The organism is Nonomuraea sp. SYSU D8015, from assembly GCF_008065375.1.
Taxonomy (GTDB): Bacteria; Actinomycetota; Actinomycetes; order Streptosporangiales; family Streptosporangiaceae; genus Nonomuraea.
This window is the reverse complement of record NZ_VJYI01000053.1, coordinates 1-17,638: the sequence shown is the minus strand read 5'-3', so window position 1 is coordinate 17,638 and position 17,638 is coordinate 1. Positions and strand designations below refer to the sequence as shown.

The 17,638-nt window shown below is 65.2% G+C and carries 18 protein-coding genes and 1 pseudogene; 9 read left to right on the top strand and 10 right to left on the bottom strand.

Features of this window, described 5'->3' with window-relative positions:
- The first annotated feature begins 465 nt into the window (after nucleotides 1-465).
- The 3 genes from ID574_RS58865 (at nucleotide 466) to ID574_RS58855 (ending at nucleotide 2,757) form a co-directional block, all read left to right on the top strand.
- Nucleotides 466-885: a CBS domain-containing protein gene (locus ID574_RS58865; RefSeq protein ID WP_188197795.1), complete on the top strand. Its 420-nt coding sequence runs from the start codon at nucleotides 466-468 to the stop codon at nucleotides 883-885.
- A 14-nt stretch (nucleotides 886-899) separates the two neighbouring features.
- Nucleotides 900-1,427, top strand: a complete 528-nt coding sequence (locus ID574_RS63360; RefSeq protein WP_442939471.1) for a DUF3040 domain-containing protein — start codon at nucleotides 900-902, stop codon at nucleotides 1,425-1,427.
- A 154-nt stretch (nucleotides 1,428-1,581) separates the two neighbouring features.
- A complete protein-coding gene (locus ID574_RS58855; protein ID WP_188197793.1) occupies nucleotides 1,582-2,757 on the top strand; it encodes a cation:proton antiporter in 1,176 nt (391 codons plus the stop codon).
- Between the two features lie 46 nt (nucleotides 2,758-2,803).
- Here ID574_RS58855 and ID574_RS58850 read toward each other — a convergent pair whose 3' ends face one another.
- From ID574_RS58850 to ID574_RS58820, 7 genes are all read right to left on the bottom strand, one after another.
- Nucleotides 2,804-3,271 (bottom strand): hypothetical protein, encoded by a 468-nt coding sequence (locus tag ID574_RS58850; RefSeq protein WP_188197792.1) that lies wholly within the window; start codon nucleotides 3,269-3,271, stop codon nucleotides 2,804-2,806.
- Nucleotides 3,272-3,371: 100 nt separating this feature from the next.
- Complete coding sequence (locus ID574_RS58845) at nucleotides 3,372-4,679, bottom strand: acyl-CoA dehydrogenase family protein (RefSeq protein WP_223168213.1); 1,308 nt, start codon at nucleotides 4,677-4,679, stop codon at nucleotides 3,372-3,374.
- Nucleotides 4,680-4,701: 22 nt separating this feature from the next.
- Complete coding sequence (locus ID574_RS58840) at nucleotides 4,702-5,205, bottom strand: retropepsin-like aspartic protease (protein ID WP_188197791.1); 504 nt, start codon at nucleotides 5,203-5,205, stop codon at nucleotides 4,702-4,704.
- 79 nt (nucleotides 5,206-5,284) lie between these two features.
- The gene (locus ID574_RS58835) at nucleotides 5,285-5,704 is read right to left on the bottom strand and encodes a nuclear transport factor 2 family protein (RefSeq protein WP_188197790.1); all 420 of its coding nucleotides are present in this window, start codon (nucleotides 5,702-5,704) and stop codon (nucleotides 5,285-5,287) included.
- The gene (locus tag ID574_RS58830) at nucleotides 5,697-5,930 is read right to left on the bottom strand and encodes a DUF3040 domain-containing protein (RefSeq protein ID WP_188197789.1); all 234 of its coding nucleotides are present in this window, start codon (nucleotides 5,928-5,930) and stop codon (nucleotides 5,697-5,699) included. The genes ID574_RS58835 and ID574_RS58830 overlap by 8 nt, the downstream gene beginning before the upstream one ends.
- A gap of 5 nt (nucleotides 5,931-5,935) precedes the next feature.
- Nucleotides 5,936-7,633 carry an aa3-type cytochrome oxidase subunit I gene (ctaD, locus tag ID574_RS58825; protein WP_442939472.1) on the bottom strand — a complete coding sequence of 566 codons (1,698 nt, stop codon included), beginning with the start codon at nucleotides 7,631-7,633 and terminating at the stop codon, nucleotides 5,936-5,938.
- Between the two features lie 201 nt (nucleotides 7,634-7,834).
- The gene (locus tag ID574_RS58820) at nucleotides 7,835-7,981 is read right to left on the bottom strand and encodes a hypothetical protein (protein WP_188197788.1); all 147 of its coding nucleotides are present in this window, start codon (nucleotides 7,979-7,981) and stop codon (nucleotides 7,835-7,837) included.
- A 227-nt stretch (nucleotides 7,982-8,208) separates the two neighbouring features.
- Here ID574_RS58820 and ID574_RS58815 point away from each other — a divergent pair, with 227 nt between their 5' ends.
- Nucleotides 8,209-10,041 (top strand): glycoside hydrolase family 15 protein, encoded by a 1,833-nt coding sequence (locus ID574_RS58815; protein WP_188197787.1) that lies wholly within the window; start codon nucleotides 8,209-8,211, stop codon nucleotides 10,039-10,041.
- A 120-nt stretch (nucleotides 10,042-10,161) separates the two neighbouring features.
- The gene (locus ID574_RS58810; RefSeq protein WP_188197786.1) at nucleotides 10,162-10,527 is read left to right on the top strand and encodes a DUF1707 SHOCT-like domain-containing protein; all 366 of its coding nucleotides are present in this window, start codon (nucleotides 10,162-10,164) and stop codon (nucleotides 10,525-10,527) included.
- Here the strand turns inward: ID574_RS58810 and ID574_RS58805 are convergent, their stop codons facing one another.
- Entirely contained in the window at nucleotides 10,528-10,974 is a 447-nt protein-coding gene (locus ID574_RS58805; RefSeq protein WP_188197785.1) for a PPC domain-containing DNA-binding protein, read from the bottom strand.
- A gap of 43 nt (nucleotides 10,975-11,017) precedes the next feature.
- Nucleotides 11,018-11,239, bottom strand: a pseudogene (locus ID574_RS63355) (L,D-transpeptidase); the annotation flags it as partial.
- 333 nt (nucleotides 11,240-11,572) lie between these two features.
- Here ID574_RS63355 and ID574_RS58795 point away from each other — a divergent pair.
- The gene (locus tag ID574_RS58795; protein ID WP_188197784.1) at nucleotides 11,573-12,415 is read left to right on the top strand and encodes an IS5 family transposase; all 843 of its coding nucleotides are present in this window, start codon (nucleotides 11,573-11,575) and stop codon (nucleotides 12,413-12,415) included.
- 1,002 nt (nucleotides 12,416-13,417) lie between these two features.
- Here ID574_RS58795 and ID574_RS58790 read toward each other — a convergent pair.
- Entirely contained in the window at nucleotides 13,418-13,714 is a 297-nt protein-coding gene (locus ID574_RS58790) for a peptidoglycan-binding domain-containing protein (RefSeq protein WP_223168215.1), read from the bottom strand.
- A 321-nt stretch (nucleotides 13,715-14,035) separates the two neighbouring features.
- Here ID574_RS58790 and ID574_RS58785 point away from each other — a divergent pair, with 321 nt between their 5' ends.
- The 3 genes from ID574_RS58785 (at nucleotide 14,036) to ID574_RS58775 (ending at nucleotide 17,063) form a co-directional block, all read left to right on the top strand.
- Nucleotides 14,036-14,509, top strand: coding sequence for a MarR family transcriptional regulator (locus tag ID574_RS58785; protein WP_223168214.1), 474 nt, complete (start codon nucleotides 14,036-14,038; stop codon nucleotides 14,507-14,509).
- 220 nt (nucleotides 14,510-14,729) lie between these two features.
- On the top strand, nucleotides 14,730-16,211 hold the full coding sequence (locus tag ID574_RS58780; RefSeq protein ID WP_188197783.1) for an FG-GAP and VCBS repeat-containing protein: 1,482 nt from the start codon (nucleotides 14,730-14,732) through the stop codon (nucleotides 16,209-16,211).
- A gap of 537 nt (nucleotides 16,212-16,748) precedes the next feature.
- Nucleotides 16,749-17,063, top strand: coding sequence for a hypothetical protein (locus ID574_RS58775; protein ID WP_188197782.1), 315 nt, complete (start codon nucleotides 16,749-16,751; stop codon nucleotides 17,061-17,063).
- The last annotated feature ends 575 nt before the right edge of the window (nucleotides 17,064-17,638 follow it).

Sequence of the window (17,638 nt, the reverse complement as noted above, 5' to 3'; positions counted from 1 at the left end):
GGGGACCGAGGAGCAGGTCCCGCGTACACTCCCGGCCGAGGCCACGCATCACCACGACTGATCCCACCGACGTCGAGCCGGCCCGCTCGAGGTGCCGCCGTGCTTAGGGGCGCAGCGGCACCGGCAGGTGTACCAAGCCACGGATGACCACATTGTGGCGGTAGGCCGGGCGGCCGTACGGGACGACCGGTTCCATTCGCCGGCCGCAGCCCAACGGGCGGTTGAAGGCCCAGCAAGAGCGAAAGGCTTGAGTTCCTCCTATCCCCGTACGGAACCTTTCCTCATGGTTCGCGGTCGGCCCGTTCGTCTGTCACCAGTTCCGAGCGTGCGGCAGACCAGGTAGGTCGAGTCGAGCAGGTCAACGCCACGTCGCGGCCAGCTGCGAAAAGGCGCCATGCATAGGTATTTCGGCCGCTTAGGGGGTAACGGGGCACTGAGTGTTGGACGGATGGACGGAGGACATGGATGGCTCAGAAAGCGCGGTCAATCATGACGCCAACCCCGGTGACGTTGCCTTCCCAAGCGACGTTGGCTGACGCCGCCAAGAGGATGCGCGATTGCAATATCGGAGATGTGCTGGTGGTGGATGACGGACGGCTTCGCGGCATCGTCACCGATCGCGACATCGTGGTCCGCGGGATCGCAGCAGACCAGGATCCGCACCAGACGCAACTGAGCGAAGTCTGCAGTCGCGAGATGGTGTGCTGCTCGCCTGAGGACGACGCGGAACATGTCGTTGAGGTGATGCGCGAGAGGGCGGTGCGACGCATCCCGCTGGTGGAGCACGGGCGCCTGGTAGGGATCGTGTCTTTGGGTGACGTGGCCGTGGAGCGGGACTCTCACTCAGCCCTAGCCGACATCAGCGGTGCCCTGCCCAACATCTGAACATCAGCACCAGCATGACATGCAGATGTCCGGTCGGAGGCAGTCTGGCCCGCCGTCACCGCAGGCACTGGTTAGTGCGCGATAGCCAATCGTCGCAAAAGCCGCCGGACGCTCCGTGCGCTCGTATCGGAGTGTGGTATCCGGCGTCGGGACAGACGGGAGATCGCCAACGGCTTGGACCGTTCACGAGGACGGTTGCCATGAGCCTTAGCCGTCAAGAGCAGCGTATTCTCGCCGAGATCGAGCAACACCTCACATGGAGTGATCCGGGGCTGTCGGAGCGATTGGAACGATTCGACCCGGGCTACGGACGTCGTCCCCGACCGCTGGACGAGTCTCCCCGGACAGGGAAAGTCTGGTGGTTGTGGGTCATCGTCATCTACACCGCGGTCGCGCTCGTGATTGCTCTGGCCTGGAACACTCCAGGGCATAAGCCATGTGCCGCCACGACCCCGGCTGGGTGCACGACCGAGGAACCGGGCAAGCCCACGGATACCGCCCCGCCCAGCCCTGCCGGAGTACCGCTGCCTCGGTCGAAGTGACCCAGGTGTCCAGCTTGACCAGAGTTCCGACAGCGATGACGATCATGAATGCGAGGTTTTTCCTGGTGACGCCGTGGCGGTCCCTTCACTATGGGAAGGCACCCCTCACGATGGTTTCCGCGGGTGCCGGCCAACGCCCCGGCCATGCTCGACGATGACCGGCTCACTGAATGTGACGACCATCGGGCTCTGCTTCGCGGCGATCCTGTTCATCGCTGTGCTGATCTCCGGACTTGCCCGTCGCACGGTGCTCTCGACCGCAGGGTTGTTCCTTGGCGCAGGATTCCTGCTGGGCGGCGGCGCCCTATCGCTGATCCAGTTGTCCGGAGACCATGAATTCGTCCGGATCGTCGCGGAACTAGCCTTGTTCTCCGTACTCTTTACCGACGGCATGCATGCAGGGTTCGCCGACCTGCGGCAGGCCTGGCGCCTTCCCGGGCGGGCACTGATCCTCGGCATGCCGTTGACCTTCGCGGTCGTCGCGCTGCTCGCCCGCTACGTCGCGGGTCTCGACTGGCCGCACAGCCTCCTGATCGGCGCCGTACTGGCCCCTACCGACCCGGTGTTCGCCGCCGCGCTGATCGGCCGCCCAGAGGTGCCCCAGCGGGTACGGCACCTACTGAACGTGGAATCCGGCCTCAACGACGGCCTTGCCCTGCCGGTGGTGATCATCCTCATCGGGCTGGCCGGGCACCGTGATGCTCACCCCCTCACGCTTCTGGCCGAGGTAGGGCTCGGCATTGCCGTCGGCTTCGCCGTGGCGCTTGCAGCCGTCCTCCTGACCCGCCTGTCCGGCTTTGAGGCGACCGCCAAATACGAGCCTTTCAGTGCCTTCGCGGTGGCTCTACTGGTGCTCACCATCTGTGCCGCCACGCACGCGAACATGTTTCTGGGCGCGTTCACCGCCGGCGTCACGATCGCGACGTTCGGCCCGGAACTCAAGGAGTCCTTCCAGCACCTGGGCGAAGAGATCACCGAACTCCTCAAACTGCTGGCCGTTTTCGTCTTCGCCGCCCTGCTGAGTCTCGAGACGCTGGCCGCGCCGGGCTGGCAGGGTTGGGTCTTCGCGATCCTCGTCCTGGTTCTGGCCCGGCCGATGGCGCTACTCGTCGCGCTGACCCATTCGCCTCTTACTCTTGGCGAACGCTTGGCTGTGGCGTGGTTCGGCCCCAAAGGCTTCGCCTCCGTGGTCTACGCCATCATCGTCCTGGGGTCGGGCGTGCCGCTGGCCCACCAGGTGTTCGCCCTGTCCGCGCTGGCGGTGGCGCTGTCGATCCTGGCCCACTCCTCCACCGACGTGCTGGTGGCGCGCCGCTTCCAACAGCAGTGACCGCGCACGCGCCCGGCCCGGCGCATGCACGTCGTTCAGCGTGGAGTCATTTTCCCGTTCGATGAGGCGTTTGCACCCTGACGCTCTGAGCGATCAGTACGTTTTCCTTCGGGTAGGGGTTGTACATCCTGGCGTCTCCCAGATCGTACTGATCGTGGTAGGAGTCATAGGAGAATTCCTGGACCCGTCCGGTAACCTGCACCACATCGCCTTTGCTGATGGTGTTTGATCTGGCGGAGAGGACCAGAAGGGAGTTGTCTCCGTATTGGCCGGCGGCGAGCTCGAAAGAGGTGGGTGTGAACACTTTCGTGACCGTCGCGGTGACGGTTACGGTCTCGTTGAGATATTTGTCGCCTTGAAAGTAGTCTTTTGCCGGCTCTGTCGTGCTCGCGTCCGAGGGTGGGCCGGTCGTGTCGTCTGGGGCACATGATGGCAGCGCCGGACAGACACCAACGAGCATCACGATACATGCCGCGCGCTGAAACCTGTCCCTCACGGGCGCGATCCCCGTCATCGTGCAGTCCTTTCGCAGAGCCTTCTCCAGGCGCCTTCAACCTCCTCGTGGTGCTGGAGTCCGACAGGCCGGCGCGTCACATGCGGCAGCGGCGGAGCGGTCAGGCGAAGGCGCTGAGCCCTGTGATGGCCCTGCCGACGATCAAGCTGTTGATCTCGCGTGTCCCCTCGTAGGAGTAGATGGCCTCGGAGTCGGCCACGAACCGGCCCATGCCGTAGTCGAGCACGATGCCGTTGCCGCCCATGATCTCCCGGCCCCAGCCGACGGCCTCTCGCATGCGGGCGGTGCAGAACGCCTTGGCCATGGCCGAGTCCTCATCGCGATAGATCCCGGCATCCTGCAGTTGCGCCAGCCGCACCGCCATCCCCAGCGAACTGGTGACGTTGCCGAGCATGCGTACCAGCAGGTCCTGCACTAACTGGAAACCTGCGATGGGCCGGCCGAACTGCCGCCGCTCCTTGGCGTAGGACAGGGCCCGCTCGTAGGCGCCCATCATGCAGCCCACCGCCTGCCAGGCCACGCCGCCGCGGGTCTGCCGGAGAATCGTCGCCGTGTCCCGGAAGGTGTTGGCTCCGGTCAGCCGGTTGTCCTCGGGCACGCGGCAATCGGCCAGGACGATGTCGGCGTTTTCTACGGTGCGCAGTGCAATCTTGTTGTCGATTTTCGTGGCGGTGAATCCGGGCGTGCCTTTCTCCACCACGAAGCCCTTGACGTGGCCGTCGGCCTCGTCTTTGGCCCACACCACCACGAGGTCGGCGAAGGTGGCGTTGCCGATCCAGCGTTTGCCGCCGTTGAGCACCCAGGTGCCGTCCTGGCGTCCGGCCGTGGTCCGCAGCCCGGCCGCCACGTCGGATCCGCCTTCGGGTTCGGTCAAGGCGAATGCGCCGATCTTCTCCAGACGCGCCATCCCTGGCAGCCACCGTTCCCGCTGCTCCTTCGAGCCGAGCCTGGAGATGCTGCCCATGGCCAAGCCGCTGTGGACTCCGAAGAAGGTGCCTATGGAGGGATCGACGCGGTTCATCTCCAGGACGACGAATCCGATCAGCAGGCTTCGCGCGCGCCCGTGTTGCAGGCCGGCAACCTCCAGCTTCGCCAGTTCGGGCACCACGTGGTGCGGGAAGGTCGAGCGCATCCACGCCTCATCGGCGATCGGTGCGATCTCCTTGGCCATGAAGTCGCGCACGCGCAGGACGATGCGCTGCTCGTCCTCCTGCAGGAGATCGAAATAGTTGTAGAAATCGCCGATCATCATAGGCTGTTTCCCTTGGGTGGGGTGTCGCGGCCATCCCTTGCCCTCATGTGCGGGATTTAACCGGTGAGCGTCGCCGGGTTCATCGGAAATGCCGGCGTGGAAGCGGCTCCTCGACGCCGCTTTCTGCCGGAGACTACTTCTGTGCTTTCTGTCCACTCTGAGATGTTTGTTCCAATTTTCAGTTCGGTGAAGGTGATTGGGTGGGGATCAGCAGCCGCTCTCTGCGATAGTCGATGGTCACGTGGCCGAAGTCATATAGGACATCCGAGCCGAGCAGGCCCGCCACACCGCGCTTGTCCTGACGTAGGTCAAGGGCGGCCATTCTGCCCGGGTCAAGGGCGACGGTGCCGACTTTCCACTGCTGCACCCGGACCAGTTCGGCGGTGGTCCGGCTGGCCACTCCCTCGACGTCGGCGGTTTCTCCGGTGAAGGTCAGGTTCAAGCGCTTGGCGAGTTGCTGGTCGATCGTGGAGATGGAGGCGCCGGTGTCGAGCAGAAATCGGTACGGGCCTTTCCCGTTGATGTGAACGGGGACCAAGGCGACGACGGTGCCTTGCGCTTTGGTCACCTCCAACGTGACCGACGTGGTGTTCTCCGGAGGGGGTGGCGGCTGCTGCGGGGCGACGGTGCAGCCGGCGGTGGCCATCACGGCTGTGACGACCAGGATGAGGATCTTGCGCATTGATATGGTCTCCCCCGGGAATTGCAGATGTTGGCCCCTGCCCACGCAGGCGTGGACGACGCCAGGCTCACGTGCGGGATCAGCGATCCTGAGCCGGCGGTGGCCCGGTGGAGTAGTGGATGGTTTGCGCGACGATGAGGCCGCTGGCTACCACGTAGCTGTCTGCCCCGTCGTGCACTGTGGTGCCCTGCCCACGAGCGCTCCACCGCAGCATGGCATACGGTCCTTCGTCGAGGACCTGGCGATATCGGTAACCGGCGGCCGGCACGTACGACCTTAAAATCGCGGCCAGTTTCCGGACTCCTTCGTGACCGTGATGAACTCCCTCCGCTGACAGCAGGACGACGTCGGGGTGGTAGTTGCGGCGAAGGTCCTCCTCCAGGTCTCCTCGACGGCGGAGTTGGAGATGGTCGCGGATGACCTCGCTGGTCCTGCGTCCATGCGGGGAGTGGTGCGGCACGGGCTCGCTCTTCCCGGCAGGGGTAGCATGCTCATGCATCGCCGGTGGCCACCACCATGATCGTCATGAGCGCGGAAAGCACCAGGACGATCCCTAGGATCGCGAGGATTTCCCCACGGCTGACGTGAGGGGCGAAGCGCTGTGGCCCTTCCTGGTGTGCTCGGGCGCTGAAAGCGTCCAGACGGCCGGCCAGCCGTGGGACGCTGCGGCGGAACTCCTTCTCGATGGCCGCCAGGATGAGCTGCTCTTGCAGGGGCAATCTCATGGTGATCACCGGCTTCCCGTCTCGGGTCCTTCTGGACGAGCCTGTAGCGGGTCCGGCTCGTCTCCAGTGAGCGCTTGGTACGTGCCGCTCGCGCGGCCGATATGCGGGTAGTGCAGGTCGAAGGCGGGGCGTTCGGAGCGGATGCGGGGAATGCTGGTGAAGTTGTGCCGGGGCGGCGGGCACGAGGTGGCCCACTCCAATGAGTTGCCGAAGCCCCACGGGTCGTCAACGGTGACTTTCGTGCCGTGGCGTGCGGTGTACCAGATGTTGTAGAGGAACGGCAGCGTCGAGGCGCCCAGGATGAGCGCACCGATGGACGACAGTAGGTGCAGGTCGGTGAAGTTGTCGGCGGCGCTGTAGTCGGCGTAGCGGCGCGGCATCCCCGCCACGCCGAGCCAGTGCTGCACCAGGAACGTGGTGTGGAAGCCGATGAACAACATCCAGAACTGCACCTTGCCGATCCCATCGTGCAGCATGCGGCCGGTCATCTTGGGCCACCAGAAGTAGAACCCGGCGAACATCGCGAACACCACGGTGCCGAAGACCACGTAGTGGAAGTGAGCGACCACGAAATAGGTGTCGGTGACGTGGAAGTCCAGCGGCGGCGACCCCAGGATCACCCCGGTCAGTCCGCCGAGAAGGAAGGTGATGAGGAACCCGACGGCGAACAGCATCGGCGACTCGAAGGTCAGGTGTCCGCGCCACATGGTGCCGGTCCAGTTGAAGAACTTCACCCCGGTCGGTATCGCGATGAGGAAGGTGAGGAAGGAGAAGAACGGCAGCAGCACCTGCCCGGTCGGGAACATGTGATGTGCCCACACCGTCATCGACAGCCCGGCGATCGCGATGGTGGCGCCGACCAGACCGATGTAGCCGAAGATCGGTTTGCGGCTGAAGACCGGGATGACCTCGGTGATGATGCCGAAGAACGGCAGCGCGATGATGTAGACCTCGGGGTGGCCGAAAAACCAGAACAGGTGCTGCCACAACAAGGCGCCGCCGTTGGCCGGGTCGAAGATGTGGGTGCCGAGCTTGCGGTCGGCCTCCAGGGCCAGCAGCGCGGCAGCCAGCACCGGGAAGGCCATCAGCACGAGCACGCTGGTCAGCAGCACGTTCCAGGTGAAGATCGGCATGCGGAACATGGTCATACCGGGGGCGCGCATGCCGATGATCGTGGTGACGAAGTTGACCGCCCCGAGGATGGTGCCCAGGCCAGACAACGCCAGCCCCATGATCCACAGGTCGCCGCCCAGATCCGGTGAGTTGATCTCGTTGGACAGAGGCGTGTAAGCGAACCAGCCGAAGTCGGCCGCGCCGCCACTGGTGAAGAATCCGCTGACGACGATGAGGCCGCCGAACAGGAACAGCCAGAAGCTGACCGCATTCAGCCGGGGAAAGGCCACATCGGGGGCACCGATCTGCAACGGCATGATCACGTTGGCGAAGCCGGCGAACAACGGGGTGGCGAACAGCAGCATCATGATGGTGCCGTGCATGGTGAACAGCTCGTTGTACTGCTCCAGGGTCACCAGCTGCATGCCGGGCTGAGCCAGCTCGCCGCGGATGATCAGGGCCATGACGCCGGCGAAGGCGAAGAAGCCGAAGGATGCGATCAGATACAGATAGCCGATGACCTTGTGGTCCGTGGTCGACAGCCAGCGCGCCAGCACCCGGCCGGTGCCTCTGGCGCTGACCGGCGCCAACGGCGAGGTCAACGGTTCGCCGGTTCGCGCCCTGTCGATCGTCACGGGAGAACTCCTCAAAGACTCAATTCATCGGCTCACTGATTACTGTGAGTGCGCTTTGTGCCACTGTCGGTTACCCTGCCTTGTGGCACCTATACCAGCAGGTCGCCGTCACACACCGCTGTCCGCTGTCCGCTGTCCGCTGCGGCTGCTGGGTACTCAGCGCTGCAGCAGGCCCACAGCCATGAAGAACAGTGATCCGCCCACCACGATGATGATCACCAAGAGCAGCATGATCCGCACGGTGGCCTCCTCCTTTTTCCGGTCGCTTTGCCGGCGAATCTCCCGCCCAGTTGCGGGCGGCATGCGATCGGGCCGCCCGTCTGTCGCCGAACAGGTCGCACGCCGCTTACCCCTCGTGCGCGTCCTATACCTGCCGGCGGGGCAGACCTGGCTGCAGGCGAACCTGCCCTGAAGCACACCGCAAAAGTTGCATAAAGCAATAAATATGGGCAGCACGTCATCGTAGGGCCGGAACTGCACGTATCCGCGCCCGCGTCGGCCGGCATAAGGAACATGCGAGGAGCGAGGAGATGCCTCTCCCCATCGAGGACTACGCGCTGATCGGTGACACCCAGACCGCCGCTCTGGTGGGACTGGACGGTTCCATCGACTGGCTGTGCCTGCCGCGGTTCGACTCCGGCGCCTGCTTCGCCGCCCTGCTGGGCGAGCCAGCAAACGGCCGGTGGCTCATCGCGCCCACCGACGCCCAAAGCCAGCAGGTGCACCACTACCGGGACGGCACCCTCGTCCTGGAAACAGAGTTCACCACCGGCACCGGCGTGGCTCGCGTCGTCGACTGCATGCCGATCCGGCACGGCCCCATCGTGGTGATCCGACGGGTGGAAGGCGTGCATGGCTCCGTGCCGATGCGCATGGAGCTGTTGCCGCGCCTGGACTACGGCCACATCCCACCCCTGGTCCGCAGCCATGAGGGGGCCGTCACCATGGAGGCCGGCCCGGACACGCTCACCTTGCACGCCGATGTGGACCTGCAGATCAATGACGCGCACGTGACGGCCGAGTTCAGCATCAGCGCGGGGGAGTCGGCCGGGTTCCAGCTCAGCTGGACCGACCTAGGACAGCAGCCGCAGCGGCTCCCTGATCTGGCGGGGACCGTTCAGGAAACGACGCGATGGTGGCAGGACTGGACCGCGGGATGCGTCTACCAGGGGCGCTACCGGGATGCGATCGTCCGCTCGCTCATCACGCTCAAAGCGCTGACCTACGCACCCAGTGGCGGCATCGTTGCCGCGCCCACCACGTCTTTGCCGGAGGACCTCGGCGGAGTGCGCAACTGGGACTACCGCTTCTGCTGGATTCGTGACGCCACCTTCACGCTGCTGGCCCTGCTTCAAGCCGGCTACGTCAGCGAAGCGGTGGCCTGGCGGGAATGGCTGCTGCGCGCGGTCGCCGGACGGCCACAGGACATGCAGATCATGTACGGGGTCACCGGCGAACGCCGGCTGACGGAACTCCAATTGCCGTGGCTGTGCGGCTACCACGACTCCAGGCCGGTCCGCATCGGCAACGCCGCCGCCGGCCAGTTCCAGCTCGACGTGTACGGCGAGCTCATGGACGCGCTGCACCAAGCCCGCTGCAGCGGCATCGAACCCGACGAGGACGCCTGGGACGTCCAGCTCGCGCTGATGGACTTCCTCGAGTCCAACTGGCGCCAGCCCGACGAAGGCATCTGGGAGGTCCGCGGCCCGCGCCGCCACTTCACCCATTCCAAGGTGATGGCGTGGGTGGCAGTCGACCGGGCGATCAAGGCGACCGAGTCGTTCGGCCTTCCCGGGCCAGCCGAACGGTGGCACGGACTACGGCAGGCGATCTTCGATGACGTCTGCGCCAACGGCTACAACCCAGACAAGGGAGCATTCACCCAGTCCTACGGCTCCTCAGAGCTGGACGCCTCTCTGCTGCTCATGGCTCCGGTGGGTTTCCTGCCCGCCAAGGATGAACGCATCCTGCGAACGGTGCAGGCCATCGTCGCCGAGCTGACCAGCGAAGGGCTCGTGCATCGCTACACCACCACCGGGCCCGAAACCATCGACGGGTTGCCGGCCGGACCTGAGGGGGCGTTCATCGCCTGCGCTCTGTGGCTGGCCGACAATTACGTCCTGCAAGGCCAGCATGAGCACGGCCGCCGGCTGCTGGAAAAGGTCCTGCGCTTGCGCAACGACGTCGGGTTGCTGGCCGAGCAGTACGACACCGCCGCCAGACGCATGGTCGGGAACTTCCCTCAAGCACTGTCTCACCTGGCCCTCGTCGATGCGGCCTTCGACCTGACCCGCGCCAAGGGCCCAAGCCGGCAACGTGCCGAAGGAGGCGGGCAACCACCGAACGGATCACCGAACGGATAGGGGTCCGGGCGGCCGCCGCGCCCGGCCGGAAACACGCCGCGCCCATGACCTTCGCAGCACTGGTATGGGGGTATCGAGATGCGAAAAGAAACCTCACCATCGTTGCCGAGGCAGTGCCCCATGATAGACCAGGAAGCCACGACGACCTCAGCCATACGCGTGTCAGATTCGGAAAGAGAGCACGTGTGCTCTCTTCTCGGCCAACACTACGCTGACGGACGACTCACCATCGATGAGCTCCGCGAACGCATAGATTCGGCCCAGCACGCCGTTACAACCGCACAGCTAAGGCGAACGCTCGCCGATCTGCCCGCAGCCACGCCCGTCGGCCGGAAACCGATATTCGGTCTGACGGTGATCCTTCCCGTGCTTCTCGCCGCGATCGTCTCGCGCTTCGATCTCCCCGTCATCCTGGCAGCCTCCGGCATGTCCGCCGGCATCACCTTGATGGTGCAGGACTATCGAAGTTGCACGAGAAGAGCGTGATCACTCGTGCGCCGGTAGCTGGATCAGCGTGAGACCGGTCTCCGGGTCGTGACGCTTGCGCAGCCAGGCGGGCGACTCCTGCACGATGATTTCCAAGGTGGGCCAAACGTGCGCTTCGAGCAGGTGGCCGCCGCGGGTGCTGCCGTCGCGGAGCCCAAGGACGACATGCGCGTGAACCTGCGGCTGGCCATTCGCGATCGCTATGTCGCCGGCCAGCGTCAATACCTCGGCCTGCTCGTTGACGCGGATGGGCACGTAATCTTTGCGATCGCGATCGAAGTAGCCGAGCGTGGCGCTGCTGAACGCGCCGATCCCGGTGACGCTGGCTGCTCCCACGTTGTGGGCTTCCGCCCAGCGACGCAGCTCCGCCATCACATCGTCGCCCTTGTCCATGATCACCGCATGCGCGGTCAGCTCACCGGTCCTGGCCAGGGTCTGCGCTTTCATGAGCTCCCCCTGCCCCTATTCCGCAGCGCACAAGCCTTTGTGATCAGTAAACCCAGACGGTAGTTCTGAGCGGAAGAACGTCGTTGCGCCACATCCAGTTCATCGCGGCCACGCTGACGCGTACGCATCCATGAGAAGCCGGATACGGAGGCACGTGCCGGTAGCCGTGGAAGGCGATGCCGCCGTTGAAGTACTTTGGCCGCCACAGATCCCCCAGAGGTCCAGAGTCCCAGCCGCCGACGTGCCGGAAAACGTCGTAGCGGCCTTGGGGAGTGTCGGCCCCAGCAGGCGACGCCCACCGTAGCTGTAAAAGTTATAGGTACCCGTAGAGGTGTTGAAGGTCTGTTGAAGGACGCCGCCTTCCACCACTAGGAGCAACTGGCGGTCCCTGTCCACCTCCCCAACCGTGCCGCCGCTGCTGCGCGGGTTCGGACGGATCCTCTGCCCCAGCGCCTTACGGGTCCGCGGCCCCACGATCCCGTCGCGGCTTAGAGGTCACGCGGATAGGCGCGTGTGATCGGGGTCAGACGTAACACAGGCACGGAGCCTCAAGATTACGTAGGTGTCTACGCTGTGTAATCTCCGATGAGGATCATCCGTGCCTGTCCTCCCATCATGGCTTGCTGAACCGCTGTGGGTCCAGTTCGAGGCGCTGCTGCCCGAGCGGCCGGTCTACGACCCCATCCACCCCCTGGGCTGCCACCGGCGACGCCTCCCGGATCGGATCGTGTTCGACAAGCTCCTGCAAGTCCTCCGGTTTGGCTGCTCTTATGAGGCGATCGCCGACTCCGCCTCCTCGGCCACCACGATCCGCAGCCGTCGCGACGAATGGATCGCGCTGGGGATCTTCGCCCAGTTCAAACAGATCGCCCTGGACGCCTACGATCGGATCGTCGGCCTGCTGCTGGAGGACTTGGCCGTGGACGGGTGCATCACCAAGGCACCCGGCGGCGGCGAACTCGCCGGTCCTTCTCCCGTCGATCGGCGCAAGCTCGGGATGAAGCGGTCGTTGCTGGTCGAGGGCTACGGCATCCCGCTCGGCCGGGTGCTGGCCGCGGCCAACCGCAACGACTCACCCCTCCTCGAACCCACCTTTGCTCTTCTCGAAGAGCTCGGTCCACTGCCCGACGACATCACCGTGCATCTGGACGCGGGCTACGACTCCGGCAAGACCCGCGACCTGCTCGCCAGCCACCACCTGACCGGCGAGATCGCACGCAAGGGCACAAAAGCCCCTGTTCAGGCCACCCAGCGCTGGCATATCGAGCGGACGAACGCCTGGCATAACGCCTTCACCCGCCTGGCCCGCTGCTACGAACGACGAGCGAAGGTCGTGGAAGCCTTCTTCGACCTCGCCGACGCCATCATCACCGTCCGTAACCTGATCCGCCGAGCCTGGCACACTCACCGCTGGGACGCCCGACCCCACCGACGCCGATGACCGTCACCAATCCGTGCGACCTCTTATGCAGCAGATCGCCGACCTGTTCGGCGTCCCCAGTCCACTGTCTACGGGCACCTCGGCAAGAACACCATCGTGCTCCGCCAACTCAAGAAGGGGTGCCGGGTTGGGTCGGACCGGGGCGCCTTGCCTTGTTGCTCACAGTGAGTTTCCCCGGCCGCCCGGCGTGCGCGTCTCCACGCACCGGGCGCTCCAACCCGTGGCTGACAGGAAGAGACGGGGGACAGCGGCCTGGCGGCGCGAGCAAGCGCGCAGAAGCGGTCGCGCCCCCATCAAGGTCTATGGCGCGGAACGGACCGGCCTCCGGCGCCCGCGCCGGAGGCCCTTGTTCAGAGCGGACGAACTCGGGAAGCCCGGCTTCGCCAGCGACACCTCGGCCCGGACGCCCACGCCGTCAAGCACCACCCAGAATCAGCCCGGCTACGAAGTAGGGCACGGCAGAACCTCAGTTTCTGCGGCTCATCCAAACCTCATGGAGGCCGTGGACACGCCCCCGCCGTCCACCCAATGTTTGGAGGCCGTGGACACGCCCCCGCCGTCCACCCAATGTTTGGAGGCCGTGGACACGCCCCCGCCGTTCACCCAATGCTTGGAGTCAGTCTCGGCGATCGCCGGAGCGACGGCGAACGCGAGTCCAGCCCCGGTGAACGCTAAAGTCGCGGCCAGAGCGAGAACGGTCTTGCGCACTTTTCCTCCTGATGCTTGTGTCTCTCGGTCTTGCGGTGAATCGTACGGAGAGCCGGAATGCCGGACTATCCGGTAAGCGAGCGGCCTGCGGCGCGATCCGGACACCGGACGATAGTTTCCGGAACGGGCCGCTTGCCGAGCGGGCTTGGTTCGATCTGCACTCGCCGGTGGCGATGCTCGACGACCTTTTGAAGCCGTTCCGGGAGGGGCAGCGGATGATCCTCATCGGAGATTACACAGCGTAGACACCTACGTGATCTTGAGGCTCCGTGCCTGTGTTACGTCTGAACCCGATCACACGCGCCTATCCGCGTGACCTCTTATACCGGCCGCTTTCTGCAGGGCGTAGACGGCTTGGCGCGTGAGCGTGTCGAACACGCCATCGACAGGGCCGACCCAGTATCTGTTGTCCCGCAGGGCCCGTTGCAGGTGTCTGACGTAGGCTCCGCGGTCACCCAGCCGCAGGAGCTCCTTCGCCGGTTGCCGCTGGGCGGTTCCCTCCTGCGACGATTGCCCGGTTCTCGGGATGGACGGCAGCGGCGAGGCGGAATGAAACCAGCTCTGAGGTGGTGAGGTAGCCGTCTTTGTCACGTCGGACGGTGCTGACCCGCTGCACCCGGTGGTCACCAGAGCGTAACCCGCGATCAGGGCCACGGCGGTTGCTCGGCTGGGCACGATGACTCCCTTCTTTCGCCGTACCTGTTGTTCAGCGAGCCAGGATGTATACGCGGCAGGCTGCCTGCGCGGATCGTGCACGCCGCAGAGCTTCGGCGATCAGGCCTGGTGCTCTTCGACCTCGTTGACTTCGACGCGGCTTCACGCGGACACAACCTTTGGGTTCTTTCGCGATGTCGGCACGACCGAAAACCGGATAAACCCGGGTGAAGGGGGAAACGGCGCAGCGTGAACGAGATGTTGATCGGGCTGCTATCCGAGGCAGAGCCCGTAGTGCAGGCGGTGCTGACGGCCAGCCGTGCCCTGATGGCGGTCGCGGCCCACTCCATTGCGGCGGCAGGTGCGGAGGTCACCCTGCCGCAGTACCGTGCGCTCGTTCTCATCGCCGCCCGAGGCCCACAGCGGCTCATCGACTTGGCCGACGCCCTCGATGTGAACCGCTCGACCGCCACCCGCATGTGCGATCGTCTCGTGGCCAAGCATCTCGTGCGGCGAACCCGCCTGCCGCACGACAGGCGCACGGTGCGGATCGCGCTGACCAGCGAAGGCCGTGCTCTGGTGGACGGCGTGACGAGCAAGCGCAGAGCCGATCTGGCAAGGATTCTGGCTCGGCTCACCCCGGAGCAGCAGGCGGCCGTGGTGGCGGCGCTGACCAGGTTCGCCGACGCGGCGCAGGAGCAGGCTGTTACACGACCAGCCCATGCACGGTGATCGACGGTAAGCCGACACCTCCGCTGGGGACCGGCCAGCGCCACAACACCGTCCGTATGGAGGGCGAAAGGAGGGGTAACCGGCGTCCCGTCAGCGGATGGCCTAGCCGCTGCCGCCACGGTGGGACAGGCATGCACCGAGCAGTCTTTCTCACCGGCGTCAATGCGGCGAAAGGGCGACTCCGCTCGATACTGCGACTGCTCCAGGAGGTGTGGAACCGATGAAGGTCACAGCGCTCGCTCTGCTGATGGGGTCGTTATTCCTACCCGCCCAGATCCCGGCCGCAGTGCAGGCCTGCGAGGGCGGACTCGATGGGATGGTCAGCGATTTCAACGCTGACGGCCATGCTGATGCCGCTGTCGGCGATCCGTTCCGGAGAGTGGGGGACGCGGCAGGTGCAGGAGCCGTCACGATCATGTACGGCAGCACCGACGGGCGAGTCGGGGAAGGCGAACGGGTGAGGCTCACTCAGGACACCCCCAGCATTCGGGGCGAAGCCGAAAGGGGGGACCAGTTCGGCTTCGATATGGAGGCGGCCGACCTCGACGGTGACGGCTGCACCGATCTGGCGGTGTCGGCTCCAGGGGATGGCGCAGGCCAGATCGCCGTCCTGTATGGCTCCCCTAAAGGCCTAGGGCAGGAGACGTTGTGGATCGGCCAGGGTACATCCCGGGTGCCGGGAACGCCGGAGGCTGGTGACCAGTTCGGTCATCGCCTCAGTGCTGCGCCGGCCAAGGGCGCCGACGACGCGGTTGTGGTGGTCGGTGTACCGCATGAAGACATCCGCACCGTCCGAGATGCTGGCGCGGTGGTATCCGTGAGGTTGACCAGAGAACGTGAGCTGGCCAGCGCACGATGGTTCGACCAGAGCACTCCCGGAGTTTCCGGAGTTCCCGAGCCAGGGGATCTTTTCGGTTCGGACATCGAGGTTCTGCAGGCGTCGGGGAGCTCGGGCCGGTGGGACCTGGTCGTGGGCACTCCTTATGAGGACATCGGCGCAGTCCGCAACGCCGGATCGATGACTTTGGTCGAGGACTTGGCCGAGGCTGTGGCCGAACATCGTGCGGTCACCTGGACGCAGGACTCGGCCGGTGTGTCGGGTGATGTTGAGGCCGGTGATCTGTTCGGCACCGATCCCGAGCACGTCGTCACGCCCGAGGGCCTTTACCTGGCGATCGGCGTTCCCGGGGAGGATCTGCGTGGCGCCTCCAACGGCGGGATGGTCCAGGTGTTCCGCGGCGCGGGGGAGGGGCTGCGGCCGCAGCGCGTTCTCCATCAGGATCTCGCCGGGGCATCAGATGCGATCGAGAACAATGATTTCTTCGGCAACGTGCTGGAGGGTGTGGAACGGCCGGTGGCCGGCGGGCACGCCCGGCTCGTGGTGGGGTTGCCGAGCGAAGACTTAGGGACTCGAGTGGACGCCGGCGCAGTGCAGTCATTCTCCCTTGACGCGCCGGGAATCGAGGACCGCTGGCTGTCTCAAGATGCGCCGCAGGTGCCCGCAGGGGCTGACAGCCGTGACGGGTTCGGTTTCGCGCTGGGTTCGGCAGGAGCGCAAGGTGAGCATGTGCTGCTTGTCGGCGTGCCATGGGAGGACGATCAGGGCGTGGTACATGTGTTGCCCTTCGGCGGATCCGGGAGGCTGTGGTATCCGGAGGTGGGCGCCAATCGGTTCGGCTTCAGCCTCGCTGGGCACCGCTGAGTCGCCCTCCCGGCAACCGCATGACGGCCCATCAGGCAACGGGCCCGGTGGACCCAGGTCTGTTTCCCAGGATGTTCAGTGCCGTCTGCGCAAGGACCGCCCGTTCGGAACAACGCCGTGGCTACTCCTCGCAGGAGCTCATCCATCCAGGATCGCTCGAGACCCAACCCACGTTTTCCACTACCAGACATCTGGCCGCAGGCGGCTCGTTGCAGTGCGTCCGCGTCCCCGGACTTTCCGCCACAGCTCAGAGATAGAGCTATCCCGCCGAGTTCAGCAGCTAAGGCACGTTTATCCGCCTCGCCCAGGTAATGCTCCTTGTGAGCACCTCTGCCGACTGCCTGCATTCGGCGCAGGTTAAGCCAGTCCGCCGCCACAACTCGAGAAATCGAGTTCGGCTGCTACCAGCACCCGAGACCGCTCCCCGATCAGAAGCCGCTTTCCAAGACGATCGTGAGCCGAGAAACGCAAGGGCGGTCACGCAAGGGACCGGCAGTAGACGAGAGTCATTGTCGCATGTCATGTGAGGAGGAGACCATGAAACTGATCTTGTACCGTGCCTTGCTCACCCTCGACCCGGCAGCGTATCCATCCGGCGACATGGCCGAGACGACCCGATCTGGGGTGATACGCGTACCCGGTCACACGCCGGACAAGGAGCGGCAATTCCCTGCAATCATCGCTACGGCGGACAATGAACCGTTCCAGGTAGGTGAAAAGTCTCGCGAGGTGCGGATCAGTGTCACCGACGAGACGGCACCCGACTACCTGACCACCGGTGTCGGCTTCGAGTTGTGGAGCAGCCAGCAACCGATCGGCCATGGCATCATCACCCGCAGGGCGTTCGTCTGACGCTCCATCGCCGTGATCGTCAACTCGCCGCTAGAGACGATCTCAAAACTGAGCGGCTCATCGGCCCGCGTGCTAGAATCCGGTGTTTGGTCACCCTCGCCCGTACGGTGCCCGGATACGTCGATGGCGATGACCGGCTGCCCTCTCCAAGACGGGCAGCATCGCAGCCACCTCGTAAAGAGGATCACCAAATCGCCTCGCCCGCCCCTGCTCATCGAGGAATGAACCTTCGCAAAGCAAGATCGGCAGGCATGGGAGACGGTGGACTCCAAGATGGGATGGCGGGTGAGGATCAACAGGTGGCCACCGCGCACCACCTGCTCACCCCGACCTGAAGGCGCGTTACCCAGCAGTGCTCGCATCTGCCAGGTGTGCTCGGGCAGGTTCTGCGCCTGACTCGCAAATGCCGAACGCCGCCACAATGTGGTCATCCGTGGCTTGGTACACCTGCCGGGCGCCGCTGCGCCCCTAAGCACGGCGGCACCTCGAGCGGGCCGGCTCGACGTCGGTGGGATCAGTCGTGGTGATGCGTGGCCTCGGCCGGGAGTGTACGCGGGACCTGCTCCTCGGTCCCC